This window comes from Cellulomonas algicola, from assembly GCF_003851725.1.
Classification (GTDB): domain Bacteria; phylum Actinomycetota; class Actinomycetes; order Actinomycetales; family Cellulomonadaceae; genus Cellulomonas; species Cellulomonas algicola.
Map to the genome: position 1 here is coordinate 1 of NZ_BHYL01000206.1, position 19,681 is coordinate 19,681.

Annotated in this window: 16 protein-coding genes; 5 read left to right on the forward strand and 11 right to left on the reverse strand. The window is 73.7% G+C overall.

From position 1 onward, the window contains the following. Nucleotides 1-2,551: hypothetical protein (locus CTKZ_RS13290; RefSeq protein ID WP_148090494.1), on the reverse strand; the 2,551-nt coding region annotated here is incomplete at its 3' end. Nucleotides 2,552-2,962: 411 nt separating this feature from the next. Here CTKZ_RS13290 and CTKZ_RS13295 point away from each other — a divergent pair. The 3 genes from CTKZ_RS13295 (at nt 2,963) to CTKZ_RS13305 (ending at nt 5,986) form a co-directional block, all read left to right on the forward strand. Then, complete coding sequence (locus CTKZ_RS13295) at nt 2,963-3,499, forward strand: hemerythrin domain-containing protein (protein WP_235843475.1); 537 nt, start codon at nt 2,963-2,965, stop codon at nt 3,497-3,499. A gap of 140 nt (nt 3,500-3,639) precedes the next feature. Continuing rightward, on the forward strand, nt 3,640-5,613 hold the full coding sequence (locus tag CTKZ_RS13300) for a cysteine peptidase family C39 domain-containing protein (RefSeq protein WP_124343400.1): 1,974 nt from the start codon (nt 3,640-3,642) through the stop codon (nt 5,611-5,613). 31 nt (nt 5,614-5,644) lie between these two features. After that, nucleotides 5,645-5,986: a hypothetical protein gene (locus tag CTKZ_RS13305; RefSeq protein ID WP_124343401.1), complete on the forward strand. Its 342-nt coding sequence runs from the start codon at nt 5,645-5,647 to the stop codon at nt 5,984-5,986. Nucleotides 5,987-6,014: 28 nt separating this feature from the next. On the opposite strand, the gene CTKZ_RS13310 is transcribed toward CTKZ_RS13305, so the two are convergent. The 4 genes from CTKZ_RS13310 to CTKZ_RS13325 all read right to left on the reverse strand — a co-directional run bounded on the left by CTKZ_RS13310 (nt 6,015) and on the right by CTKZ_RS13325 (nt 9,204). Then, a complete protein-coding gene (locus tag CTKZ_RS13310) occupies nt 6,015-7,082 on the reverse strand; it encodes a LacI family DNA-binding transcriptional regulator (RefSeq protein WP_124343402.1) in 1,068 nt (355 codons plus the stop codon). Nucleotides 7,083-7,316: 234 nt separating this feature from the next. Next, on the reverse strand, nt 7,317-7,415 hold the full coding sequence (locus CTKZ_RS13315) for a 30S ribosomal protein bS22 (RefSeq protein ID WP_003792170.1): 99 nt from the start codon (nt 7,413-7,415) through the stop codon (nt 7,317-7,319). A 176-nt stretch (nt 7,416-7,591) separates the two neighbouring features. After that, nucleotides 7,592-7,813: a helix-turn-helix domain-containing protein gene (locus CTKZ_RS13320; RefSeq protein WP_124343403.1), complete on the reverse strand. Its 222-nt coding sequence runs from the start codon at nt 7,811-7,813 to the stop codon at nt 7,592-7,594. A 188-nt stretch (nt 7,814-8,001) separates the two neighbouring features. Beyond that, nucleotides 8,002-9,204 carry an acetoin utilization protein AcuC gene (locus CTKZ_RS13325; RefSeq protein WP_124343404.1) on the reverse strand — a complete coding sequence of 401 codons (1,203 nt, stop codon included), beginning with the start codon at nt 9,202-9,204 and terminating at the stop codon, nt 8,002-8,004. A 177-nt stretch (nt 9,205-9,381) separates the two neighbouring features. On the opposite strand from CTKZ_RS13325, the gene CTKZ_RS13330 reads away from it, so the two are divergent. Both CTKZ_RS13330 and CTKZ_RS13335 read left to right on the forward strand, forming a co-directional pair. After that, nucleotides 9,382-10,758, forward strand: a complete 1,377-nt coding sequence (locus CTKZ_RS13330; RefSeq protein ID WP_124343405.1) for a TrkH family potassium uptake protein — start codon at nt 9,382-9,384, stop codon at nt 10,756-10,758. Then, entirely contained in the window at nt 10,751-11,449 is a 699-nt protein-coding gene (locus CTKZ_RS13335) for a potassium channel family protein (RefSeq protein WP_124343406.1), read from the forward strand. Before CTKZ_RS13330 ends, CTKZ_RS13335 begins: the two co-directional genes overlap by 8 nt. Nucleotides 11,450-11,487: 38 nt before the next feature. Here CTKZ_RS13335 and CTKZ_RS13340 read toward each other — a convergent pair whose 3' ends face one another. From CTKZ_RS13340 to CTKZ_RS13365, 6 genes are all read right to left on the reverse strand, one after another. Next, nucleotides 11,488-13,059, reverse strand: coding sequence for a methyltransferase domain-containing protein (locus CTKZ_RS13340; RefSeq protein ID WP_124343407.1), 1,572 nt, complete (start codon nt 13,057-13,059; stop codon nt 11,488-11,490). Between the two features lie 26 nt (nt 13,060-13,085). Next, nucleotides 13,086-14,114, reverse strand: coding sequence for a fructosamine kinase family protein (locus CTKZ_RS13345; protein ID WP_124343408.1), 1,029 nt, complete (start codon nt 14,112-14,114; stop codon nt 13,086-13,088). A 142-nt stretch (nt 14,115-14,256) separates the two neighbouring features. Continuing rightward, nucleotides 14,257-15,285: a galactofuranose ABC transporter, permease protein YjfF gene (yjfF, locus tag CTKZ_RS13350; protein WP_124343409.1), complete on the reverse strand. Its 1,029-nt coding sequence runs from the start codon at nt 15,283-15,285 to the stop codon at nt 14,257-14,259. Beyond that, nucleotides 15,285-16,322 (reverse strand): ABC transporter permease, encoded by a 1,038-nt coding sequence (locus CTKZ_RS13355; protein WP_124343410.1) that lies wholly within the window; start codon nt 16,320-16,322, stop codon nt 15,285-15,287. The genes yjfF and CTKZ_RS13355 overlap by 1 nt, the downstream gene beginning before the upstream one ends. Next, the gene (locus tag CTKZ_RS13360) at nt 16,319-17,953 is read right to left on the reverse strand and encodes a sugar ABC transporter ATP-binding protein (protein WP_225915916.1); all 1,635 of its coding nucleotides are present in this window, start codon (nt 17,951-17,953) and stop codon (nt 16,319-16,321) included. Before CTKZ_RS13360 ends, CTKZ_RS13355 begins: the two co-directional genes overlap by 4 nt. Before the next feature lie 103 nt (nt 17,954-18,056). Next, complete coding sequence (locus tag CTKZ_RS13365; protein ID WP_124343411.1) at nt 18,057-19,064, reverse strand: ABC transporter substrate-binding protein; 1,008 nt, start codon at nt 19,062-19,064, stop codon at nt 18,057-18,059. Between the last annotated feature and the right edge of the window lie 617 nt (nt 19,065-19,681).

Genomic DNA, 19,681 nt, shown 5'->3' on the forward strand with positions numbered 1-19,681 from the left:
GGCCGGTCCGGTCCGCGCGCGCCGCGTCGACCCCCGCGCCGTAGTCCGCGTGGCCGACGCCCGCCACCACGTCCTCCGCCGCCGCGCCCGCCGGCGCCGGGCCGCCCGCGCGTGCCGTCATCTCGCCGTGCCCGTACAGGTACCCGCTCGCGAACCCGCCCTCGCCGCGCGTCGGGGGCGTCGCCGTGGCGGCCTCGGCCATCCCGTCGCCGCAGTCCGCCCAGCCGCGGGCCTGCGCGCTGCGCGTCGCGTCGGCCGTCCCGCCGGCCTTCCGGTCCTCGACGCCGTCGCGGTAGTCGGCGAACCCGGCCGCCGCGCCGCCCGTCGCGGGAGCCGCGCCCGTGAGTGCCGCGATGCTCGCACGCGCCGCTTCGGCGCCCGACCGGTAGTCGTCGTGGCCCGCCTGCTCGGCCGACCCCTTCCCGGCGAACGGGGTGCCCCACGGTGCCGCGAGCGCCTGGTCGACGCCGCGCCAGTACTCGGTCCACGCCGCCGTCGTCGCCTCGCTGCCCGTCGGCGCGGGACCGGCGCGCAGGCCGGCCTGCGCGGTCGTGATGCCGGCGACGAACTCGTCGAAACCCAGCGCGGACCCGCGGGCGGTGGGCTTCGCGGCCTTCCGGTCGGTCCGTGCCGCCTCGACGCCCGTGCGGTAGTCGGCGTGCCCCGCCGCGGCGAGCGTGTCCTCGGTCGTCGCACCGGTCGGTGCGGGCGTGCCCGCCCGCGCGGCCGCGGCGCCCTGCCCGTAGAGGTGCCCGCTCGCGTAACCGCCCTCCGCGCGGGAGGGCGCCGTCGTCGCCGCACCCTCGGCCACGCCCTCGGAACCGTCGGTCCATCCGCGCACGTGCGCAGGGCGCGCGGCGTCCGCGGCCTGGCCGTCGACCCCGGCCTCGACGCCCGACCGGTAGTCCCCGAACCCCTCCGAGGCGCCGCCGCCGGCCGGTGCGGCGCCCGTGAGCGACGCGAGGTCCTTGCTCGCCTGCGCCGACCCGGCGCGGTAGTCGTCGAACCCGGCCTTGGCGACCGCGTCCGTGCCGGCGCAGGCGGTCGGCGGTGCCGACGCCCGCGCCAGGTCGACGCCCGCCCAGTACGCGGCCCATACCGCGGTCCGGACGAGGGTCGGGGTCGCGATCGCCGCCGTGCGGACGTTCGCCCGCGCGAACGCCACGGTCTCCAGGACCTCCGTGTGCGCCGTCAGGCCGGCCTGGATCGTCGGCGCGGCGACCGACGGGTCCGCCGTCACCTTCTCGGCGGCGTCCCAGTAGGCGTCGTGCGCCTCCTTCTGCGCGAGGTTGCCGACCGGGGGCGTGCCCTTCGCCGACTTCTGCGCGTGCTCGACGCCCGCCCAGTAGTCGTCGTGGCCTGCCTTCTGCGCCGCCTTGCCTGCGGGCGGGCTCGCCTTCGCGTGGCTGCGCGCGTGCGCGACGCCCTCCCAGTACTCCGCGTGACCGGCGATCTCGGCGCGGTTGCCGACCGGCGGAGCGGCGAGCAGCTGCGACCTGCCCTTCGCGACGCCGGCCCAGAGCTCGGTGTGACCGTCGATCGCCGCCTGCGTGGTGACCGGCGGCGACGCGAGCGGGTTCTTCTTGCCGTGCTCGATCCCCGCGTCGAAGTCCTGGTAGCCCAGGAGGTAGCCACGACCGAACCGCGTCGCCGACACCGCTCCGGCGCGCGAGTCCGTGACCCCCTCGCCGTAGTGCGTGTACCCGGCCTGGTAGACCGCGTTGCCCGTCGCGTCGGCCGGGGTGCCCGCCTGCGCCTCGTCGCTGCCGCGCCACCGCTCGGCCCGGACGTGCGTCCGCGCGGGGTTGGGCGGTGCCGTCGCCGCACCGCCGGGCGGCAGGGTGCCCGTCCACGAGCCGGTCTGGTGTCCCTTGAACTTCGGCAGGTGCGTCCACGTCACCTTGGCGATCGGGTACTCCTGCGCCCGCGTCGCGACCTTGGCGAAGGTCATGGGGCTCGGGATCGCCAGCGACAGGCTGCCGCTGATGCCGCCCACCTTCACGACCGGTGCGGCGTTCGTGGCGGCGAGGCTGGCGTCCAACTCCTCCCACTGGGCGTAGAGCGACGACGCGTACGTGAACGTGGTCGCCGTCGGGGCGATGCCGGCCTGCGTCGCCAGCGCGAGGTTGCCGGGACCGAGCCGGTGCCGCAGGCGCGCCGCCGAGTCGGTGCCGTAGCCGATCGTCACGACGTAGCGGAACCACGACGACTTCGCCGCCGCCTTGACCCACTCCTCGATGCCCTTGTTGTGGTCGCCGTTCGTCGGCTTCTGCGGGAACGCCGTGAGGTTCTCCGCCGCGTGCGGCGCGGTCGGCTTGCCCGGACCGCCCAGGTTGTCGTTGAGCAGGTGCCCCTGGCAGTACGTCAGGCCGACCGTGGCGGCCGAGAACAGCCGCGTGTAGTCGTACGGGCGGAACCCGACCTGCGTCCCCGGCCCCGACCCGTAGACGTGCCCCGGACCGACGATCGCGTCGACCTTGGTGCCCTGGCCGGTCGTCGGCTCGACGGGGTCCCACGTCCGGTCGTTCGTGTACCACCGCTGCACGGTCACGGCCGGTACCGTCGCCGGACGGGTCGACCGGGCGGTCACCGGATCCGTCACCGGAGCGAGGGCGGGTGCCGCCGACGCGTCCCGCGCGAGCATGGCGGACACCGCGCGGTTGCCCGCGGCGCGTTGCAGGGCCACCAGGGCGGCCGACCCGACGGGCGCTGACGTGGCGGGCGTCTGACGACGTGACGCGGTGGTCGGACGTGACGCGGTGGTCGGTGGCGGGACGGGTCGACGGTGCGGCCCGGACAGCCCGGGCACGGCGGTCGTGGGTCTCGGCCCCGGCGCGCGGGTCGTTCCACCTGCCCCCATGCCGCTCATCGTCACCCGGGGCGACGGTCCTCGACAGGCGAGCCGCCGGACCGTGCCCTTTCGGGCAGACCCCGGGTCCGGCTACGGTCGGCGGAGCGTCGCGTGCCGGTGGCGGACCGCGTCAGGCATGGAGGCGCCCGAGCGGGAGACACCGCCATCACGACACCCACCCCTGACACCGCCCGCGCCCGCGCGCTCGCCGACGAGCTCCGCGAGGTGCACCGACGCCTGCGGGCGGCGCTCGACCTGGCGCTGGACGCCGACCCCGACGACCTCGACGCCGACCCCGCCCGCGACCCCCTCCTCTACTGCTGGGGGTTCTGCGCGGCGCTCGAGGGCCACCACCGCAGCGAGGACGACCGCCTGTTCCCCCTCCTGCTGCGCGCGCACCCCGACCTGGCGCCGGTCGTCGGGCAGCTCCGTCAGGACCACCGCATGATCGACCACCTCCTCGGCTCGCTGCGCGAGGCGATCCGCTCGGGCGCCGACGCCGACGAGCGCGCGCGGCACCTGGAGGGCGTCGCCGCGATCATGGAGTCGCACTTCCGCTTCGAGGAACGCCGCGTCCTGCCGCTGCTCGACGCGCTCGACCCGGGCGACGTCCCGGAGCCCCACGAGCTCTACGGCCCTCTCGCCTGAACGGACGAGTCCGTCCCGACGTCGTCGAGCGCCCTTGCCCCGAAGGGCAGACCTCGCCCGCGCGAGGTCCGCCGACCTTGTGCCCGCACCGGATGGACGGCCAGGCTGAGGACGGTCCGCCTGCACCCGGAGGTCGGCCCATGACGGAGCCGCGACTCGTCGACCGGGAGGACGCCGCCGCACGCACTCCGCCGTCGACCCGTCCCCCGTCGCCCGAGCACGCTGGTCAGCGTGCGCGGCCCGGACCGGTGCTCGTCGGTGCCGGTGCGAGCGCGTCGCACGTGGTGCAGCTCCAGCACGGCGCCGGCAACGCGGCCGTCGCACGGTGGGTCGCCGGGCTCGCGCACACGGCGTCGACGCTCGTCCAGCGGTCCCCCGCCGCGGACCTGATCGCCACCAGGACCTCGCTCGGCGCGCTCGACGAGACGGCCCTCGGCGCCGACCTCGCGACCCGCGCGCGCGGCGGGGACGCCACGTTCGTGCAGAGCGTCCTCGACGAGCTGTGGTCGACGGACCGCGACGACGTCGCGCTCGCGATCTGCACCGCCCTCGACGACGCGGCCCTCGGGGTCCTCGTCGCCTCGGAGGACGGCCGACGGCTCGTGGACCGCATGTTCGACGAGCTCACGTCCGGCAGCGTCGGCGACGACGAGCAGCAGCAGGCGGACCGCCTGCTGCGGACCAAGGGAGCGACCCGGTCGCCTGAGTCGTTCGAGCAGGCGCTCGCGACGGCCAAGGTGTTCCCGTTCCGGCTGCCGGGGATCACGGTGATGAGCGACGCGATCATCCAGGCCGAGCGGCGGCCCGAGGGGCGCATCTGGGTCAAGCAGCCCGTCCGGGTGCAGTACGACGAGATGTTCGCCGAGGAGACCCGGACGCTCCCGCTCGACGTCTTCATCTCGGGGATCGAGCTGCCGGAGGACGAGATCGTCGGCGTGCGCCTGTACGACCTGGGCGGCACGCTCGTCCACCGGCCCGCGCTCATCCTGCTCCAGCTCTCGAACGAGGCGGACACCCGCACGCTCACGAAGATCGCCGAGGTCGCGGGCATCGGGCTCACGCTCGGCACCGGCTCGCTCGCCGGGCTCGGCATCGAGGCGTCGATGACCGCCCGGGTGCTGCTCTGGGCGGACCGGGCCGCGCTGGCGCTCGGCACGATCGCGTCCGTCGTGGCGGAGCACCGCGGAGAGATCGTCGAGCGCCACGGCGACACCGGCCGGACCTTCCTCCGCTACGTGGACATGGTGCAGAGCGCCACCGCGATCTACGGGTTCGCCCGGACAGCGCTGACGATGGCGTCGCTGGTCAGCGGGCTGCGCGGGTCAGCGGACGGCTTGCGGGGCGCGGTGTCGTCCGCCGACGACCCGGCCGCCGCGGTGCTGCGGGAGACCGACGACGTGCTCGCGCGCGCCGACGAGATCATGGGCGCTCGCGGTGGAGGTCCGCGGCCCGGAGGGACCGAGCCCGAGACGCCGACCACGCCCACCACGTCGCCGACCACCCCGTCGCCCACGCCGGACACTCCCGGCCCTGCGCCGGAGACGCCCGGCCCGGAGCCGCCCGGCCCTGGACCGGACGCGCCGGGCCCCGTTCCCGAGCCTCCTGCGCCCGCCGAGCCCGCCGTCCCGCGCGGCTTCCGCGAGGACGGGACCGCGCCGCGGACCGGCAGCCCGTCCCGGCCGGTGTACTCGCAGGGGCAGGACCCGACGTGCGGGCCGGTGTCGGCGGGCATGGCGATCGAGACCATGGGGCAGCCGCACGACATGGCCGAGCTGGTCAAGTCGGCGGGGCCCGACGGCATGTACATCTCCGACCTGCTGAGCCTCGTGCAGCGGCACCACATCGACGCGAGGATGAACCTGACCGCGACGGTCGGCGACCTCGGCGCCGCGACGTCGTCCGCGGCCGGCGGCAACCCGGCGATCGCGCTCATCCGGATGCCGCCCGGCTCGTCGCACGCGTTCCACTACGTCGTCGTCGACGGGGTCACGACGCGGCTCGGCCAGCAGGTGGTGGCCGTTCGCAACCCGTGGGGCACGCAGTACTTCGAGCTCCTCGACTCGTTCACGAAGAAGTTCACCGGTCAGGCCATCATGATCAACTACTCGTTCTGACCAGCACGCTCGACCTGACGAGGAGCGCGACGTGCCCGACGCCCTGACACCCGCCGAGGTCCTCGCGCGCGCCGCCGAGCTGCGAGGCAGTGCCGTCGTCGTCGTCGGGACGCTCGAGGTCGGGGCGGCGACGGCCCACCTCGAGGGCGACGCGGCGACCGCGCGCGTCGACATCCACGACCCCGGGCTGCTGGACCTGCTGCTGCCCGCCGTGCCGGCGGCGGGCGGCGGGCGGTACGCCTATCGCGACGCGGCCGTGGTCGAGGCGGTCGTCGACGAGGACGCGGGCTCGGCGGTGCTCACCGCGGTCCGGTCGGTCGAGATCCGTCGCGGCACGACGACGTACCGCGTCGGGGCGACCGGCGCGCCCTGACCCTCGAGGCGGCCCGGGAGAGATCAGCTCAGCGGGCGACGGCGACCAGGGGGGCGACCTCGGGAGCGGCGTCGCCGAGGGTCGACTCGCGGCCGACGATCGTGAAGTCGGCGATCACCCGCTCGTACGGGCGGTCGGAGTCGGGGTCGTCGATGCGTGCGAGCAGCAGGTCGACCGCGGTCCGGGCGATCTGCTCGCGGCCGGGCGAGACGGTCGACAGCGTGGGCGACGAGTAGGCCGTCTCCTCGATGTCGTCCCAGCCGATGACGGCGATCTGCTCCGGCACGTCGATGCGGCGCGCGTGCAGCGCGTGCAGGGCGCCGAGGGCCAGCGCGTCGTTGAGCCCGAAGACGGCGTCGAGCTCGACGCCCGAGTCGAGCAGGCGGTGCATGGCCTCGGCACCGGTCGCGCGGTGCCACAGACCGGCCTCGCCGATGAGCGCGGGGTCGACGCCGAGCCCGGCGTCCTCGAGCGCCTCGCGGTAGCCCTGCATGCGCAGCGCCGCGGAGCCGACGGTCTCGCCCTCGTGCGCGCCGACGACCGCGATGCGACGACGACCCTGGTCGAGCAGGTGCCGGACGGCGGCCTTGGCACCGTCGACGTTGCTCATCGTCACGTGGTCGGCGGGGCCGCCGAAGATGCGCTCGCCGAGCAGGACCATCGGGTAGTCGACGTCGAGCGCGTCGACGTCCTGCGGGCCGAGCTCGAGCGGGGAGAAGATCAGCCCGTCGGTGAGGTGCCGGCGCTGGCCGGTGAGGACCTCGAGCTCGCGCTCGCGCACCGAGCCGGTCTGCTCGATGAGCACGGTGAGCCCGCGCGCCTCGGCGGCGCGGATGACGGAGTCGGCGAGCTCGGCGAAGTACGGCAGGGAGAGCTCGGGGACGGCGAGCCCGATGAGGCCCGTGCGACCGCGACGGAGGTTCCGGGCCGTGAGGTTGACCTGGTAGCCGAGGTCGGCGATCGCGGTCTCGACCTTCTCCTTGGTCGCGGGCCGGATGTACTGGTAGCCGTTGAGGACGTTCGAGACGGTCTTGATCGACACGCCCGCCCGCGCGGCGACGTCGTGCATCGTCACCGCACCCGTGCGCCTGCTCATGCGTGCCTCCCGTGCACCACGTCGCTCCCGACCTCGCCTCACCGATAGTGGCAGAGCGACGCGCGGTGTCACCTGCGACACCTGCGCACCGGCATCGTACATCGTTGTACGAACGCGGGAGGGCAGGTCAGGTCGGGGAAACACGTCGGGCCCGGCGCGTGCCGGGCCCGAGGATGTCCGGCCGTCAGGCCGGTCGCGCCGACGACGTCCGGGAAGGACGACGCCGGCGGAGGGTCACTTCTTGTTGCGACGCTGGTGACGCGTCTTGCGCAGCAGCTTGCGGTGCTTCTTCTTGGCCATCCGCTTGCGGCGCTTCTTGATGACGGAGCCCATGGGTCCTCAACTCGCTTCCGGGTGTGGGCCCGGCACGGGCCCTGCTGGTGGTCGATCGACGCGCGGTGCCGTCCATCGGCCAGAGGCCGCGAGCCCACGCACGGGAAAGTCCGAGGCACTACCTTACGCGATCGACGACCCTCGCCGCGACGCGCCGTCCCCCGGGTGCCCCGACGTCAGGACGAGAGGCGGCCGTGGTCCTGCTGCTCGGGCTCCACGCGCGCCGTGCGCAGGTAGTGGTCGAGCGCGTCCTGCGGGACCCGGAACGAGCGGCCGACGCGCACCGCCGGGAGCTCCCCCGAGTGCAGCAGCCGGTAGACGGTCATCTTGGAGACGCGCATGACGTCGGCGACCTCGACCACGGTGAGGAATCGCGTGCGGCCCGGCTGGTCGCTCATCGGCTCGGCTCTCTCGTCCTGCTCGGCCACGCGCCGGGCTCTCGCGCTTCCCCTCTCGGGTGCCGGACCACGATAGTGCCGCCTGGGACTGGTGTGAAAGAGGAGACGCCTGGGACTCCCCCGTCCGGTCCCCACCCGGTCGGCGGAGCGCGGGCTGGCGTCGGCCGCGCGTCGGCCGAGGTCGCGGCTCAGTCGAGGTCCGGGTCGAGACCCCAGCACGGGAAGACGGCGGCGCGCGTCGCCCGGATCGCCCGGTCGACGTCGTCGGCCGGGTCGTAGCCCCCGGACCACGGGCGCAAGCGCACGGGCCGGCCGTCGGTCATCCGCTCGGGGCCGAGGCGGCCGTAGCGGTCGCGGACCAGCTCGCGCCACGCCGCCGGGACGTCGGTCCCGGGCTCGACCGGCCGGTGCGCCGCGATGCCGAGCAGGTGCGTCCACGACCGCGGCACCACGTCCAGCACCGCGTACCCACCGCCGCCGAGCGCGACCCACCGGCCGCCCGCGACCTCGTGCGCGAGGTCGTGCAGCAGCTCCGCGGCCACGCGCTGGCCGTCGACCGAGACGCGCAGGTGCGTGAGCGGGTCCATGAGGTGCGAGTCGCAGCCGTGCTGCGTCACGAGCACGTCGGGGCGGAACTCCCGCACCGCCGCGGGCACGATCGCGTCGATCGCCCGCAGCCAGCCCGTGTCGCCGGTCCCCGCGGGGAGCGCGACGTTGACGACCGACCCCATCGCGTCCGCGCCGCCGATCTCGCGTGCGAACCCCGTGCCCGGGAACAGGCCCGCGCCGCTCTCGTGCACCGAGATCGTCAGCACGCGCGGGTCGTCCCAGAAGACCGTCTGGACGCCGTCGCCGTGGTGCGCGTCGACGTCCACGTACGCGACGCGCGTCGCGCCCGCCGCGAGCAGCGACCGGATCGCGACCGCCGCGTCGTTGTACACGCAGAACCCCGACGCCGCACCCGGCATCGCGTGGTGCAGCCCGCCCGTGACGTTCACGGCGTGCTCGGCGCGCCCCTCCCACACGGCGAGCGCCGACTCGACCGTCCCCGTCACGACGCGCGCCGCGGCCTCGTGCATGCGGGGGAACACCGGGTCGTCCGTCGTGCCGAGGCCGCGCACCGGGTCCCGGGTCCCGTGCTCGGAGGCCGCTTTGACCGCGGCGACGTACTCGGGCTCGTGCACCGTGAGGAGCAGCGCGTCGCCAGCGGGCGGTGCGTCGACGAGGTCGACCTCGGGGCCGCCGAGCAGGTCCAGCGCCTCGGCCAGGCGGATCGTCAGCTCGACGCGCTCGGAGGTCATCGGGTGCCCGTGGCCGAAGTCGTAGGCGAGCATGTCGGCGGACCACACCACCCGGGCCTGGACGGGTGGGTGCAGCCCCCGCGACGTCATGCGGACACCGTCGCACCCGCCGCCCGTCCGTGTCGATCCGACCCGCCCGGCGTGGGCGCGGGGCAGGTCCGGCCGGGCGACAGCCGCGGCACGCGCGGGCACGTGTCGAGCAGGGCCGTCCGGCGTGCCAGCATGGGCCCGTCCGGCGGGCGCCGGTGGGCACGAGGCGGAGGTTCGATGGCGCGGGGCGGGCCGGGCATGAGGTGGCACGTGCGCGAGCTCGTCGACCGAGCCGCACGCCAGTCGCCCGCACGGCTCGCGCTCGGCGTGTTCGGGTCGGTCATCGCGCTCATCACCGCGCTCCTCCTCGCGCCGTGGGCCACCACGTCGGGCGAGCAGGCGCCGTTCGCCGACGCGCTCTTCACGGCGACGTCCGCGACGACCGTGACCGGCCTCGTCACCGTGCCGACCGGCGAGTACTGGTCGACGTGGGGGCTCGTCGTCATCCTCGTGGCGATCAAGATCGGCGGCCTGGGCGTCATGACGCTCGCGTCGCTGCTCGGCCTCGCGGTGAGCCGGCGCCTCGGCCTCACGCAGCGGCTGCTGGTGTCGTCGGAGACGAAGTTCACGCGGCTCGGCGAGGTCGGCTCGCTGGTCAACACGGTCATCATCACGTCGACGGCGTTCGAGGTCGCGATCGCGCTGATCCTGCTGCCGCGCTTCCACATGTACGACGAGTCGTGGGGCGAGGCCGCCTGGCACGCGATCTTCTACGGCGTCTCCTCGTTCAACAACGCGGGCTTCGTGCCGACGCCCGACGGGCTGTTCCCCTACGCGTCCGACTGGTGGGTCCTGCTGCCGATCATCGTCGGCGTCTTCGTCGGCTCGCTCGGCTTCCCCGTCATCCTCAACATCGCCGGCAGCCTGCGCCGACCGCGGCGCTGGAACCTGCACTCGAAGCTCACGCTCACCACGAGCGTCGCGCTCGTGGTGTTCGGGTCGCTCATCGTCGCCGCGTTCGAGTGGACCAACCCCGAGACGTTCGGCGGGCTCGACCCGAGCGCGACGTTCCTCGCGTCGCTGTTCGCGGGCGTCATGCCCCGCTCGGGCGGCTTCACGACGTTCGACATCGCCGAGATGCACGAGGGCACGTGGCTGCTCATGGACGCGCTCATGTTCGTCGGCGGCGGCTCCGCGTCGACCGCAGGCGGCATCAAGGTCACGACGCTCGCCGTCATGCTGCTCGCGATCGTCGCCGAGGCGCGTGGCGACCGCGACGTCGAGGCCTACGGCCGGCGCATCCCGCGCGAGGCGCTGCAGGTCGCGATCGCGGTGTCCTTCATCTCCGCGACGTTCGTGCTCGTCGCGTCGCTGCTGCTGCTCGCGATCACCGGCGAGGCGCTCGACGTCATCCTCTTCGAGACCATCTCGGCGTTCGCCACGTGCGGCCTGTCCACCGGCATCACGACGGACCTGCCCGACGCCGGGAAGTACGTGCTCACCGTGCTCATGTTCATCGGCCGGACCGGCACGATGACGCTTGCGGCGGCGCTCGCGCTGCGCAACCGTCGTCGGGTCATCCGGCTGCCGGAAGAAAGGCCGATCATTGGCTGACACCTCGCGGGACACCGCCCGCACCACCGGGCGCGGGTCCAAGAAGGACGCGGGCGTCCTCGTCATCGGGCTCGGCCGGTTCGGGTCCGCGATCGCCGCCACCCTGGACCGGCTCGGCCAGGACGTGCTCGCCGTCGAGCGGGACCCCGACCTCGTCGTCCAGTGGGCGGGACGCGTGCCGCTCGTCGAGGCCGACGCCACCAACCCCGAGGCGCTCGAGCAGCTCGGCGCGCGCGACTTCCCCGTCGCCGTCGTCGGCGTCGGGTCCTACATCGAGGCGTCCGTGCTCATCGCCGGGAACCTCGTCGACATGGGCATCCCGCAGATCTGGGCCAAGGCGATCTCGGCCGAGCACGCGCGCATCCTGCAGCGCATCGGCGCGCACCACGTGATCCTCCCCGAGGCCGACGCCGGCTCGCGCGTGGCGCACCTGGTGTCCGGCAAGCTGCTCGACTACATCGAGGTCGAGGACGGGTTCACCGTCGTGAAGATGCGCCCGCCGAAGGAGACGCAGGGCTTCACGCTCGCGCAGTCCAACATCCGCGAGCGCTACGGCGTGACGGTCATCGGCGTGAAGAGCCCGGGCATCGACTTCGTCTACGCGACGCCCGAGACCCGGATCTCGCAGAACGACATCATCATCGTGTCCGGCCACGCCGAGCTGCTGGAGCGCTTCGCCGCACGCCCCTGACCGACGTCGCCGCCGGTGGCGCGCCGGTGCCGGCGGGGTCAGCGGGGCTTGCGCGCGACCATCAGCAGGTGCGTGACGGGCCACGGGACGGGGCCGCCCGTCGCCGGGTCGCGGAGCGTGGCGCCGACCGAGAGGCGGTTCTCGACGAGCCAGTCGTTGGTCCACGGGGCCGAGCCGACGGCGACCTCGAAGCCGACGGACGTGAGCAGGTCGACCCAGTCGGCCCATGTCATGTCGCAGAACCGCTCGTGGCACTCCGACAGCCACGAGTCGACGTAGTCGCGCGTCGTGAGGAACTCCATCGCGCCGCGCAGCGGCAGCGTGACGGTCGCGGTCGCGGCGTCGGTGACCTGCGCCTTCACGGCGAGGTCGGCGCCGGACAGCGCCGGGAAGTCGTGCGCGAACTGCACGAACCGCTCGGCGGGCGTGAGGGCGTCGACGTGGTCGTGCACCGCGGCGCGGTCGCGCCCGGACAGGTCGGCCGCGACCGCGTGGTCGGGGCGCACGGGGCCGTCGAGGACGAGGTCGACGAGGCGGTCGCCGTCGTCGGGGCCGAGGACGTCGCTGTTGATCCACACGCCGCCCGGGGCGGTGTGCCGGAAGATGCGCTCGGCCAGCAGGCGCAGGTCCGCGACGCCGTTGCCGTAGGACGAGATCTCGTGCGTGAGCGCCACGGTGATCGTGGTGCTGACCGACGACTCCGGGAAGACCGACGACCGCAGCAGGTTGCGCTGCGCGAAGAACACGTTGGGGTTCGCGAAGACCCCCTGCGCCTTGCGGTGCTCGGCCTCGGCGACGAGGTGCCGGGACACGTCGACGCCGTACAGGTCGGACTCGACGAGCCGCGGGTCACGGGAGGCGCGCTCCAGCAGGCCGCCTGCCGCGCACCCCAGGTCGACGACGGTGCCCGGCACGACGTGCGGCGCGACCTGCGCCCACTTGCGGTCCGACGCGTCGTCGAACGCCGCGGTGTAGGTGCGGTAGTCGCGCGTCTCCGTGAGGTCGCCCTCCGAGCCGACCGTCGGGTCGGTGTGGATGAGCCGGATCTGGTCGGCGAGCCGGTAGCGGTCGTAGAACGCGACCGTCTGCGGGTGCGCGAGGTCCCGCCAGGACGGGTCGTCGGCGACGACGCGCTCGAGCACGTCCCACGGCCGCGGCGGCGCGGGCGTGACGGCGGCCTCGACCGGCGCGACGCGGAACCCGGCGGCGGCGTACAGCGCCGCGACCTCGGGCGTCGAGCACGCGACGACCGTGTTCTCCGGAGTCGGGCGGCGGCCGGTCGTCAGCTCGACCGACGCGAGCACGGTGCTCGCGAAGCGGCCCGACGGCGGCACGTCGGCGACCGGGGCGACGACCGACGGCAGGTCCGCGGCGACGCTCACGCGCTCGACGAGCGACTCCCGGCGGTGCGCGGGCAGCGGGTTGCGGCGCGTGCCGGTGTGCGTCGCCGACGTGACCGCCCACACGACCTCAGCCCCGGGTGCGACCTCGATCGGGCGGCCCGCGTCGTCGACCTCGTGGCCGTCGAGCAGGGAGCGCAGGTAGTCGACCTGGAACGCGGTGACGAGGTGGTGGCGTCCCGGGAAGAGGACGAGCGAGACCGGGGGCATGGTTCTCCGGGGACGGGGCGTGTCGGTCAGGGCGTGTCGGTCAGGGCGTGTCGGCGCGGGCGGGCGTCCAGAGCGTCGGACGCTACCCCGGCGACCGGCAGGCCGTCGGCAGGCGGTGCCGGGGCGTCGGCCGGTGCCGGCGGCGTCGCGGGCTCCGCGGGCGGGGCGACGCGGGACGGCAGGCGGCGGCGGTACGGCACGAGCAGCGCGCGGACCCGCTCGGCCGCGCCCCAGTCGTGGTCGAACATCGCGACGAGCGCGAGCTCCTGCCGCAGGAACAGCAGCGGCATCCGGTCCTTCCAGCCCGCGTCGAGGCCGACGACCTCGGCGTAGACGTCGAAGAAGCGGTCCGACTCGGGCGGCCGCGGCTCGCTCCACAGCATCGCGACGTCGACCTCGGCCCACGTCATCGACACCGCGGGGTCGATCAGGGCCGGGGCGCCGTCCGGGGTCGCGATGACGTTGGACGACCAGAGGTCGCCGTGCGTGAGGCACGGCGGTGCGGGCGGGAGCAGCTCGGTGAGCCGGTCGCACAGGTGCTCGAGCGCGCGGCGGTCCTGCTCGTCGAGGGCGGCCTGCACGCGCGGCTCGGGCAGCCAGCGCAGGAGGCGTCGCCGGGCGAAGAACTCGAACCCGTCGTCGTCCCACGTGTTGTCCTGCCGCATGCGGCCCAGGTAGTTGTCGCGGTGCCAGCCGAACCGGGTGCCGGTCGTCGACGAGTGCAGGTGGGCGACGGCGTGCGCGAGCGCCTCCCACAGGTCGGGGGTGTCGACGCGCGGCACGAGCGCCTCGAGGACGAGCAGGTCGGTGCCGACGTGCAGCACGTCGGGGGTCCGCACGCCGCCGCGCTCGCGCAGCACGTGCAGCCCCTCCGCCTCGGCGTGGAACATGCCGTCCGCGCCCGCCTCCAGCGTCTTGGCGAAGACCGGCGTCCCCGACCGTCGCTGCGCGAGCCCGGCGACGGCGATGAGGCCCCCGTCGAGCGGGGCGACGTCGGTGACGTCGTCGACGCCCGCGGCGGCGAGGCGCTGGGCGATGAGGTCGGTCCCGGACATGGTGGCGAGGGTAGCGACCGGCGGCGACACCCCGGGACCGGCGTCTCACGCGGCCGTCGCTCGACGCGCCGAGGACGCGTGACCGGCACGGCGCGGCCCGGCCCGCGGCGGTGCGCCTCGCCACGGACCGGGCCGGGGCCCGTCAGGTCCGTCGCAGCGCGAGCAGGCGCTGGAGGACGACGAAGACGAGCAGGAGCCCGCCGATGACGATCTTCGTCCACCACGAGGAGAGCGTGCCCTCGAAGGTGATGGCCGTCTGGATGAGCCCGAGCACGAGCACGCCGAGCACCGACCCGAGCACGAAGCCCGACCCGCCGGTGAGCAGCGTGCCGCCGATGACGACCGCGGCGATGGCGTCGAGCTCCATGCCGACGCCCGTGAGCGCGTAGCCGGACCGGGAGAAGATCGCGAACAGCAGACCGCCGAGCCCGGCGCACGTGCCGCTGATGACGTACACGAGCACCTTGGTCCGCGCGACGGGCAGACCCATGAGCCGCGCCGACTGCTCGCCGCCGCCGATCGCGTACACCGTGCGGCCGAACCGCGTGTAGTGCAGCAGCACGAACGCGACGGCGACGACGACCAGGGCGATGAGCCCGGACGGCGTGAGGACGAAGCCGTCCTCCGGCCCCCAGCGCGTGCGGGCCAGCGCGACGATCGTCGGGTCCGCGATCGGGATCGACTCGGGTGCGACGAGGTAGCACAGGCCGCGCGCGAGGAACATCGCGGCGAGCGTCGCGATGAACGGTTGGATCTCGAACACGTGCACCATCACGCCGACGGCGAGCCCGATGAGCGTGCCCGTGAGGATCGCCGCCGGGATCGCCACCGTGGCGGGCCACCCGTGCGTGAGCATCCACGCCGAGACGATGCTCGACAGCGCGACGACGGCACCGACCGACAGGTCGATGCCACCCGTGAGGATCACGAACGTCATGCCGACCGCGAGGACCACGAGGAACGAGTTGTTGATGAGCAGGTTCGCCATGACCCGCCCGGTGAGGAAGTTGTCGTAGCGCGAGCCGGCCACGACGAGCATGACGACGAGCACGACGACGGTCCCGAGGACGGGCAGGTAGCGGTCGTCGAGGCGCCAGCGCCTCGACGGCGCGGCGGCGTCGGCGGCCGGGGTGCGGCCACGCAGGCGGCGGGTGAGCTGGTCGGTGGACATCAGGCCGGCACCTCCACCGGGACGGGGGCCGTACGACGTCGGCGGGCACGCATCCTGTGCTGCACGACCGGGGACTGCAGCAGGCAGACCGCGATGACGACGAGGGCCTTGAACAGCGACACCGCGTTGGCCGGGATGCCGAGGATGGTGATCGACAGGGTGAGCGTCGTGATGACGAGCGTCCCGACGAGCGTGCCCGTGAGCGAGAACTTCCCGCCCGCGAGCGACGTGCCGCCGATGACCACCGCGAGGATCGCGTCGAGCTCGATGAAGAGCCCGATGTTGTTCGCGTCGGCGGCCATGGTGTCGGCGGAGCGGATGAACCCCGCGAGGCACGCGAACAGCGCGCACACGACGTAGACGGTCCAGATGATCGTGCGGGCGCGGACGCCCGCGAGGCGGCTCGCGGAGGGGTTGATGCCGACCGACTCGATGAGCACGCCGAGCGCGGTGCGCCGCGTGACCAGGGCGGTCGCCGCGAAGACGACGCCCGCGATGATCGCCGCGACCGGCAGCGACAGCCAGTACCCCGACGCGAGCGTCTTGTACGGCTGGCTCGTGACGGTCGTGATGTTGCCGCCCGTGATGAGCATCGCGATGCCGCGCCCGGCGGTCATGAGCACGAGCGTCGCGATGATCGGCTGGATGCCCACCACCGCCACCAGGAACCCGTTGAACAGGCCGATGAGCAGCGCGATCACCAGGGCCGTGCCGATCGCGGCGGAGACCGTGGCGAGCGAGCCGGGGTCGGGCGATGCGGCGATCTGCGTGAGCGCGACGGCTCCCGCGATCGCCATGACCGCACCCACCGACAGGTCGATGCCGCGCGTCGCGATGACGAGCGTCATGCCGAGGGCCACGAGCAGCAGCACGCTGCTGCGCCGCAGGATGTCGACGGGCCCGCCGAACAGGTGCCCGTCCCGGACGGTGATGTCGAGGAAGGTCGGCGACTTGAGCGTGCTCGCGACGACGAGCACGACGAGCGCGACGATCGGCCAGAACAGGCGGTGCCGCACCACGGACCGCACGACGTTCATGCCCGGTCCTCCTTCCCGAAGAGCTGGACGTCCTGGACCTCGTCGGGCGGCGGCGGGCCGGACGGGTCGTCCGCCGTCCCCGCACTGGCGATGAGGTCGACGACGTCGTCCGTCGTCACGTCGTCGGTGTTGACGAGCTCGGCGACCTTGCGCCGGTCCCGCAGGACGGCGATCCGGTGCGAGAGGCGCAGGACCTCCTCGAGCTCGGCGGAGATGAACACGACCGCCATGCCCTGCGACGCGAGGTCGGCGACGAGCCGCTGGATCTCGGCCTTCGCGCCGACGTCGATGCCGCGCGTGGGCTCGTCGAGCAGCAGGAGCTTCGGCTGCGTCGCGAGCCACCGGGCCAGCAGCACCTTCTGCTGGTTGCCGCCCGACAGGTTGCCCGCGAGCGCGTCCGGGTTGGCGGGCCGGATGCCGAGCGCCTCGACGTACCGGTCGACGACCTCGTCGGCCTTCTTCCTCGGCACGCGCCGCACCCAGCCGCGCTGGGCCTGGATGCCGAGGACGATGTTCTCCCGCACGGTGAGGTCCGCGATGATCCCCTCGGTCTTGCGGCTCTCGGACGAGTACACGATCTTGCGGGCGAGCGCGGCGCGGGGGGTGCGCAGGCGCGCGGGGCGGTCCTCGACGCGCAGCTCGCCGCGGTCGGCGTGGTCCGCGCCGTAGAGCAGGCGCGCGAGCTCCGTGCGGCCGGACCCGAGCAGGCCCGCGAGGCCGACGACCTCGCCCGCGTACACGTCGAGGTCGAACGGCTCGATCGAGCCCTTGCGGCCCAGGCCGATCGCCTGGAGGTACGGGCGGGTGTCCTCGCGCGCGGCGACCACGGGCTTGGGGGCCTCCTCGAGGCGTTCCAGCACCTCGAGCGACCGGCCGATCATCTTCTGCACGAGCTCGACCCGGGGCAGGTCGGCCGTGCGGTACTCCCCGACGAGCGTGCCGTTGCGCAGGACCGTCATGCGGTCGGACAGCGCGTACACCTGCTCGAGGAAGTGGGAGACGAACAGGATCGCGACGCCGCGGTCGCGCAGCGCGCGCACGACGTCGAACAGCCGGGCGACCTCGTCGGCGTCGAGGCTCGACGTGGGCTCGTCGAGGATCAGCACGCGCGCGTCGACCACCATCGCGCGGGAGATCGCGACGAGCTGCTGCACCGCGAGGCTGTGCGACGACAGCTGCGAGCGCGGGTCGATGTCGAGGTTGAGCGTCGCGAGGTGCGTGCGGGCCTCCCGACGGGTCGCGGGCCAGTCGACGACGCCGAACCGGCGGACCTCGTGGCCGAGCATGATGTTCTCCGCGACCGAGAGGTTGTCGCAGAGGTTGACCTCCTGGTACACGGTGCTGATGCCCGCGGCCTGGGCCTGCGCGGGACCGGTGAACGTCACGGGGGTCTCGTCGACGAGGACCGTGCCCGCGTCGACCTGGTAGACGCCGGTCAGCGCCTTGATGAGCGTGGACTTGCCGGCGCCGTTCTCGCCCATGAGCGCGTGCACCTCGCCGGGGAACAGCCGGAAGTCCACGCCGTCGAGCGCCTTGACGCCCGGGAACCCGATGGAGATCCCCGTCATCGTGACGACGGGGCGCGGCTCGTCGAGCGTCGCGGTGCTCGTCGCCGTCTGGGTGTCGGTCATCGTCGACCTCTCTACCTGCCGGTGCGTCCAACGTACCGGCGAGCGGCACCCGCTCCCGGGGCACGGGCAGGGCCGTGTCCCGGGAGCGGGCGGTGGACGTCGGTCAGTACTGCCGGTTCGGCAGCGCCTCCTGGGCCGCGGCCTGGTCGAACTCCTCGTCCTTGGTGACGATGCGCTTCTCGACCGTGCCGCCCGAGTCGAGCGTCTTGATGATCTCGGCCAGGTCGGGGCCGAGCAGCGGGTTGCACTCGACGATGTAGGTGATCTTGCCGTCGGCGAGCGCCTGCATGCCGTCCTTGACGCCGTCGATCGTCACGACCTTGATGTCCTCGCCCGGCTTCTTGCCCGCGGCCTCGATCGCCTCGATGGCGCCGAGGCCCATGTCGTCGTTGTGCGCGTAGACGACGTCGATGTCCGGGTACGCCTGGAGGAAGCCCTCCATGACCGTCTTGCCCTCGGCGCGCGTGAAGTTGCCCGTCTGCGAGGCGATGATCTCGACGTTCGGGTTGTCCTTCGTGGCCTCCTCGAACCCGGTCTTGCGGTCGATCGCGGGCGCCGAGCCGGTCGTGCCCTGGAGCTCGACGACCTTGATCGGCTCGGTCGCGAGGGTGTCGGACACGTACTTGCCGATCCGGCGGCCCTCCTCGACGAAGTCCGACCCGATGAACGTCACGTAGAGCGACTCGTCCTCGGTGTCGACCGCGCGGTCCGTGAGGATCACGGGGATGTTCGCCGTCTTGGCCTCCTCGAGCACGGCGTCCCAGCCGGACTCGACCACGGGCGAGAACGCGATGTAGTCGACGCCCTGGGCGATGTAGGAGCGGATCGCCTGGATCTGGTTCTCCTGCTTCTGCTGGGCGTCGGAGAACTTGAGGTCGAAGCCCTCCTCCTTCGTGAGCGAGTCCTTGATGGACGTCGTGTTGGCGGTGCGCCACCCGGACTCGGCACCGACCTGGGCGAAGCCGACGGAGATGAGGTCGCCCCCACCGTCGCCGCCCGCGGTCTCGTCGCCGCCGCTGTCGCCGTCGCCGCCGGCGCAGGCCGACAGGCCGAGCACCAGGGCCGCGAGCCCGGCCGTGATCGCGCGCTTGTGGAACGTCGTGCTGGCCATGCTTCTCCTCCTCGAGAAACCCACCTCACCCCCGGTCCGGCCGACGCTGGCCGGACCGCGGTCGTGCACGCCCGGCACTGCCGGGCGGGGCGGTGTGCACCTTCGGTGCGAACCGGACCCCTCGGTCAAGCGCGATGTTAGCGTTCACATCGGGCATGCGGGGCACCGCTTTTGTTGCGATCCGGTCACGCCGCGAGACCGCCGCTGCGCGCGAGCCGCGCGCGGCGCGGCGAGGCCGGTCCGGGTAGGGCTCGACCCCCGGTCCGGCACTCGGGATCGGGTCCCTGGCCGCTCCGGGCGATGATCAGCACGACGCGGGCCTGGCATCGTGCCCATGTTGCTCTTTTGCCTCACTGACGCAAGTTCTTGCGAATGTTCGTGCACTCTTGTCCGGGGTTCTGTCCGGTCTCTACGGTGTGTCCACCCGGCCCGCGTCCCGCGGCGCCGTCCCGGCTGCGCAAGGAGGCGCTCCCGTGCGGATCCCGCTCACCCCCACCCTCGCGCGCGGACGACGACGGCCGCCCCGCGCGGCCACCGTCGCCGTCGTCGCGCTGACCCTCGCCGGCGTGCTCGCCCCCGCCGCCGGCGCCACGGCCACCGGCCGCCCCGGCCCGCCC

Excerpts from the sequence above, each read along its gene's own strand:
- CTKZ_RS13300 (WP_124343400.1), top strand. The coding sequence starts at position 3,640 with ATGACGGAGCCGCGACTCGTCGACCGGGAGGACGCCGCCGCACGCACT.
- CTKZ_RS13310 (WP_124343402.1), bottom strand. The coding sequence starts at position 7,082 with ATGAGCAGGCGCACGGGTGCGGTGACGATGCACGACGTCGCCGCGCGG.
- CTKZ_RS13315 (WP_003792170.1), bottom strand. The coding sequence starts at position 7,415 with ATGGGCTCCGTCATCAAGAAGCGCCGCAAGCGGATGGCCAAGAAGAAG.
- CTKZ_RS13320 (WP_124343403.1), bottom strand. The coding sequence starts at position 7,813 with ATGAGCGACCAGCCGGGCCGCACGCGATTCCTCACCGTGGTCGAGGTC.
- CTKZ_RS13325 (WP_124343404.1), bottom strand. The coding sequence starts at position 9,204 with ATGACGTCGCGGGGGCTGCACCCACCCGTCCAGGCCCGGGTGGTGTGG.
- CTKZ_RS13330 (WP_124343405.1), top strand. The coding sequence starts at position 9,382 with ATGGCGCGGGGCGGGCCGGGCATGAGGTGGCACGTGCGCGAGCTCGTC.
- CTKZ_RS13340 (WP_124343407.1), bottom strand. The coding sequence starts at position 13,059 with ATGCCCCCGGTCTCGCTCGTCCTCTTCCCGGGACGCCACCACCTCGTC.
- CTKZ_RS13345 (WP_124343408.1), bottom strand. The coding sequence starts at position 14,114 with ATGTCCGGGACCGACCTCATCGCCCAGCGCCTCGCCGCCGCGGGCGTC.
- yjfF (WP_124343409.1), bottom strand. The coding sequence starts at position 15,285 with ATGTCCACCGACCAGCTCACCCGCCGCCTGCGTGGCCGCACCCCGGCC.
- CTKZ_RS13355 (WP_124343410.1), bottom strand. The coding sequence starts at position 16,322 with ATGAACGTCGTGCGGTCCGTGGTGCGGCACCGCCTGTTCTGGCCGATC.
- CTKZ_RS13360 (WP_225915916.1), bottom strand. The coding sequence starts at position 17,953 with ATGACCGACACCCAGACGGCGACGAGCACCGCGACGCTCGACGAGCCG.
- CTKZ_RS13365 (WP_124343411.1), bottom strand. The coding sequence starts at position 19,064 with ATGGCCAGCACGACGTTCCACAAGCGCGCGATCACGGCCGGGCTCGCG.